Source organism: Schlesneria sp. (assembly GCF_036405755.1).
In the GTDB taxonomy this organism is placed as follows: Bacteria; Planctomycetota; Planctomycetia; order Planctomycetales; family Planctomycetaceae; genus Schlesneria; species Schlesneria sphaerica.
This window is the reverse complement of sequence record NZ_DASWWZ010000232.1, coordinates 1-4699: the sequence shown is the minus strand read 5'-3', so window position 1 is coordinate 4699 and position 4699 is coordinate 1. Positions and strand designations below refer to the sequence as shown.

The following is a 4699-nucleotide window of genomic DNA, read 5'->3' as shown; positions in this document are numbered from 1 at the left end:
GCTCGTCGACGGGAAAGAAATGCCCGGAAAGCTGCTGCCCGCCAATGAAGCCAAATCTGTCTACGAATCGATTGTCCGATTGAACAAAGATCCGGCACTGGTCGAATGGATGGGCATGGGATTATTCCAGACGAGTGTCTTCCCCGTGCCGGCGGGTGCCGAGCGAAAAGTAGCAATCCACTATCATCAGCTACTGAAAAAGGATCGAGGCCTGACCGATTTTCTCTTTCCACTCAGCACCGCCAAATACACATCGCATGCTGTCGAAAAGGTCGATATCCAGGTTGCGATTGAATCGACTATTGATATCAAAAATATCTATTCCCCGACCCACGCGATCGAGATCAAGCGGCCTGGCGCCAGAAACGCAGTCATCAGTTATTCGCGGACGAATGACGTCCCCACGACAGACTTTCGACTGATGTATGACGTTGATAAAGGTGACGTCGGGGCCCGGGTGATCAGCTATCGTCCCTCCGCATCAGACGAGGGTTACTTCCTGATGCTGGCCAGCCCACAGGTCAAGCCGATCGATGAGGCACGCCCCCCCAAGACAGTCTTGTTCGTTGTGGACCGCTCAGGAAGCATGAGCGGTAAAAAATTCGAACAGGCGCGTGCGGCGATCAAGTTTGTCCTCAACAATCTCCGTAGCGAAGATCTATTCAACATTATTGCCTACGACGGAAACATCGAATCATTCCGACCAGAACTCGAACGATACACTGACGAAACCCGACGAGCGGCGATTGGCTTTGTCGAAGGACTCTACCCCGGTGGTGGCACCAATATCGCGGGATCTCTCAAGACGGCACTGGAACAACTGAAGGATGATTCCCGCCCCAGTTATATTCTCTTTCTTACGGACGGGCTCCCCACCGTCGGCACGACCAACGAAGGCCAGATTGCCGAGGCCGCCCGCCAAGCGAATCGCGTTCGTGCGCGAATCCTGACATTCGGCGTGGGTTATGACGTCAACTCACGTTTGCTTGACCGCATCTCACGCGATGGCTTTGGTCTTTCGGAATACGTCAGACCCGATGAAGAAATTGAAACGCACGTCAGCACTGTCTACAGCAACATCAGCTCACCCGTTTTGACGGATGTAAAAGTCAGTTTCGAACTCGATACGCTGAAAGCAGAGGACGGCCCCCCCGTCAATTGTCTGTATCCAAAGACAAACTTAGATCTCTTCGAAGGACAGCAACTTGTGATCGCTGGTCGTTACAAGAAACCCGGTGCGGCAAAAGTTGTGGTGAGCGGACGAGTCGGCAAACAGGAACAACGTTTTGATTTTCCGGCTGATCTGATCGAAAAGAGCAATGATGAGACGTACGCCTTCGTTGAAAAAATCTGGGCGATGCGGCGGATTGGCGAAATCATCGATCAATTGGACCTGGTAGGCAAAAACGATGAACTGGTCAAAGAGCTGGTGGAATTATCGACCCGACATGGAATTCTGACCCCGTACACCTCGTTCCTGGCGGATGAAACCGTGCGGCCTTCACTGGCAAGTGCCGATGCAGTGAACCGGACACGCGACAACCTCACTAAACTGAATGAGGCATCGGGAATGGGGGGCGTTTCACAGCGATTCGCGAAAGGGCTCTACCAGAAAGCCAGTAATGCCGAAGTCGCAACGCACCCCTCAGGGGCGGGGGGCATTCCCGGACCGGTTGCCCGACCAAGCGCTCCTGGCGCGAGCGTTGGAGGAGCCACCGGGTATTCTCTGAATTCCTACGTGGATATTGAATCCGATTCAATCGTCGCAACGGATTCCGTCCGTCAGATCGGTAACCGATCAGTCTACGCTCGCAAACGGCCCGGGCAACTGGACCAGATCCTGGTCACCCCCGAGACGGCCGAGATGGATCTGGAAAAGGACCGCGAAAAAATTGAAACGATCGAACGATTCAGCGAGGCCTACTTCAAACTGGTCGAGGCCAACACCCCGACAGAGAATCAGATCCTGAGTCAGCAAGCACAGGGTCAGCAATTACTGATTCAACTTCGGGGAAAGATCTATCTCGTAAAGTAGCAGTCGGGCTCATTTCACCGAGCAAATCGCTTGTTCCGCCAGGTCTCAACACAGTCCAGCAGGCGCCGCTGAACGGTCCCGATGCTGCTGGGCTGATACTTGCGGGAGTTCAGGGTTTCACGGTTCTCTGAAACCAGACGCGCAACATCCGCCAGCGACCGCGTATGCGATGCAGAACAGACTTAGCGAGCGCTTTCACGCGGATGAGCAAAGTACGGACGGCCTGGTAGATGGCCAGGGAATGCAGTGCTTCCTGCAAACGATGGTGGATCGCGACCAGTCCATCGTGCAGACGTCTGAACCAGGGAATCGTGAGCAGTTTCGCCTTACAGACGACGAACATCCGCGCTTCGATCGCCGTTCCGACAAGTTTCGCCGTGATGATGACGACGATGCTGGTAATCCAGTGACCGCTGGCCATCCAGTAGACTGCTACCAGTTTGAAGGGAATCAGAATGAGCAGCGGCAGAAAGAAGACGACCATCGTCGCGTAGGGGGAAAGAGACTGAATCCAGGATTCGATCTTTCGCACCCACGCGAGGAGGGCAATCTGAGCTGTCAGCCATTTGAACCACTCCCATAACGACTCCTCGATCCACATCACCAGCGATGCAATCAGGATCAAAGGAGCCGTCAGGCAGCGTTTCCACAATGGCGACCTGGGCGTCACAGGATCTCGGCTCGCAGTTTCTGCAGCAGCGTCGATGCGGTTCCGATGTCCCGTCGCTGACGCTCACGGTCATGAGCGATTTCACGCTCAATCGTCAGCGGTCCGGTGTAGCCGATTTCCTTGAGGGTCTTGAGATATCGCTCCATACCGACATCTCCTTCACCCAGAGCCACTTCGGTTCCCCATTCTTTGCCACGCACCCCTTCGGCTGCCCACTTGGCATCTTTGCAGTGCACGCTGCGAACCAGGTGACCAACCTTCTTCAGGGCATCGATCGGATCCCCGTTGCCGTACAGAATCATGTTGGCGGGATCGAAGTTGATGAACAAATTGGAACGTTGGACGTCGTGGATGAACTCCAGCAGATGCTCGGCCGTTTCCTGCCCCGTTTCCAGGTGCAGTCGCTGACCGTTCTTCGCGACGTGATCCAGCAGGTCGCGGGTGACTTCAATCAGCCCCTTGTAGTTGGCACCATTGCGGTCAGTGGGGACGAAACCGATGTGCATCCCCACCGCTTCGCAGCCAAGCAGCTTGGTGAAGTCAGAAATTTCTTTCATTTCTGCTGCGCGAGCGGCGCGAGTCCCTTCCGGAACAAGACCGACTGTCGCGGTCGTCGTCGGAATGTCGGCGTAGCTTTCGCCCTCAAATCCGCCGAACACGCAGGTGACGGTGATTCCGGATTCCTTGCACTGAGACAAAAACTTGTCTGCAGCCGCCTGATTCCGGGTCCCCGCATGTGGGGAATGGACCTGCACGGTTGGAATCCCAAGTTCTTTTGCGACATCAAGATGAACGCCAAGTCCGGCGTCCACAGAGGTAAATACACCAATTGGCCAAGGAGCCATGATCAATCCCTTCACAGAGTGGTAAATCGGCGAGTTGTCGCCGATGATACGTTTCGGCTGCCCGGTCGGCCAGCGAGACGATCTGATTGTAAATTTGGGAAACTTTGTTCCTCTGACGAGAATCCACCCGTATGAAACGCCTCATTGCCCTGCTCATCATGATCTCTATCGCCGGTTGCGAACCCGAAGCCCCGCCTGCCGAGTTTCCGCCAATCCCGCAGGCCCCCGATACGATTCGAGTTGAGCCCGGCCCAACCGATCCCGATGCCCCCACGGAATTCACCACGACGGAAAGCGGACTCAAATACCGCATTCTGCGCAAGTCCGATGGACAAAAGCCGACCGCCAGTAATTCCGTACGCGTTCACTATCGAGGATCACTCGACGACGGAACGATCTTCGATTCGTCGTACGGACGGACGGGCAAGGCCATTGAATTTGCCGTGACTGGCGTGATCCCGGGCTGGACCGAGGGACTGCAGCTCATTGGTGAAGGGGGAATGATTGAACTCGAAATCCCGCCTGAGCTTGGGTATGGAAATGCCGGCTTCGGAACATCGATCCCACCCAATTCGACGCTGCACTTCATTGTCGAATTGCTGAACGTTAAAAAGTAGCGGTCGTTCATCCGAATGAAAGACCGAAACCTTCGTCCCTCTCCTTCGCGAGGTCTCAATGAACTTTCGAAACGTCCTGGCCGCGAGCCTGGTCCTGGCACTCGCTCTTTTCTCAGAAAGTCCGTCCATGCATGCCGCTCAGAAGAATCCGCTCGAACCCGGGGCCGCTGATAAAGATGCCCCGAAGGAATTCACCACCACCAAGAGCGGGCTGAAATATCGCGTGCTGCGGAAGTCCGATGGCCTCAAGCCGACTGCCCGGGACACCGTAAAGGTCCATTACAAGGGGTGGCTGGATGGCGGCAAAGTATTTGATCAGTCCTACGGTGCCGACGGCGATTCCATCGAATTTCCGCTGAGTGGCGTGATCAAGGGCTGGACTGAAGGGATGCAGCACGTTGGCGAGGGGGGGATGATCGAACTCGAAATCCCCTACGAACTTGGTTACGGCGAACGGGGTGCCCCTCCGACGATTCCCGGCAAATCAACGCTGCACTTCATCGTCGAATTGCTCGAAGTCACACCGGCGCCA

General features: G+C 55.4%; 5 protein-coding genes. 3 read left to right on the top strand and 2 right to left on the bottom strand.

Annotated elements, in window-relative coordinates; translation table 11 throughout:
- Positions 1-2035: VWA domain-containing protein (locus VGE80_RS08150; protein ID WP_440592297.1), on the top strand; the 2035-nt coding region annotated here is incomplete at its 5' end.
- A 109-nt stretch (positions 2036-2144) separates the two neighbouring features.
- Here VGE80_RS08150 and VGE80_RS08145 read toward each other — a convergent pair.
- Together VGE80_RS08145 and VGE80_RS08140 are read right to left on the bottom strand one after the other, a co-directional pair.
- Positions 2145-2705, bottom strand: a complete 561-nt coding sequence (locus VGE80_RS08145; protein WP_373651548.1) for a hypothetical protein — start codon at positions 2703-2705, stop codon at positions 2145-2147.
- Positions 2702-3550: a sugar phosphate isomerase/epimerase family protein gene (locus VGE80_RS08140; protein ID WP_373651547.1), complete on the bottom strand. Its 849-nt coding sequence runs from the start codon at positions 3548-3550 to the stop codon at positions 2702-2704. The genes VGE80_RS08145 and VGE80_RS08140 overlap by 4 nt, the downstream gene beginning before the upstream one ends.
- A gap of 131 nt (positions 3551-3681) precedes the next feature.
- Here VGE80_RS08140 and VGE80_RS08135 point away from each other — a divergent pair, with 131 nt between their 5' ends.
- Positions 3682-4167, top strand: a complete 486-nt coding sequence (locus VGE80_RS08135) for an FKBP-type peptidyl-prolyl cis-trans isomerase (protein WP_373651546.1) — start codon at positions 3682-3684, stop codon at positions 4165-4167.
- Between the two features lie 127 nt (positions 4168-4294).
- The coding region (locus VGE80_RS08130) for an FKBP-type peptidyl-prolyl cis-trans isomerase (RefSeq protein WP_440592298.1) at positions 4295-4699 on the top strand (405 nt) is incomplete at its 3' end.

Bases quoted from the DNA above. Each gene is read 5' to 3' on its own strand.
- VGE80_RS08140 (WP_373651547.1), bottom strand. From the start codon at position 3,550: ATGGCTCCTTGGCCAATTGGTGTATTTACCTCTGTGGACGCCGGACTT.
- VGE80_RS08135 (WP_373651546.1), top strand. From the start codon at position 3,682: ATGAAACGCCTCATTGCCCTGCTCATCATGATCTCTATCGCCGGTTGC.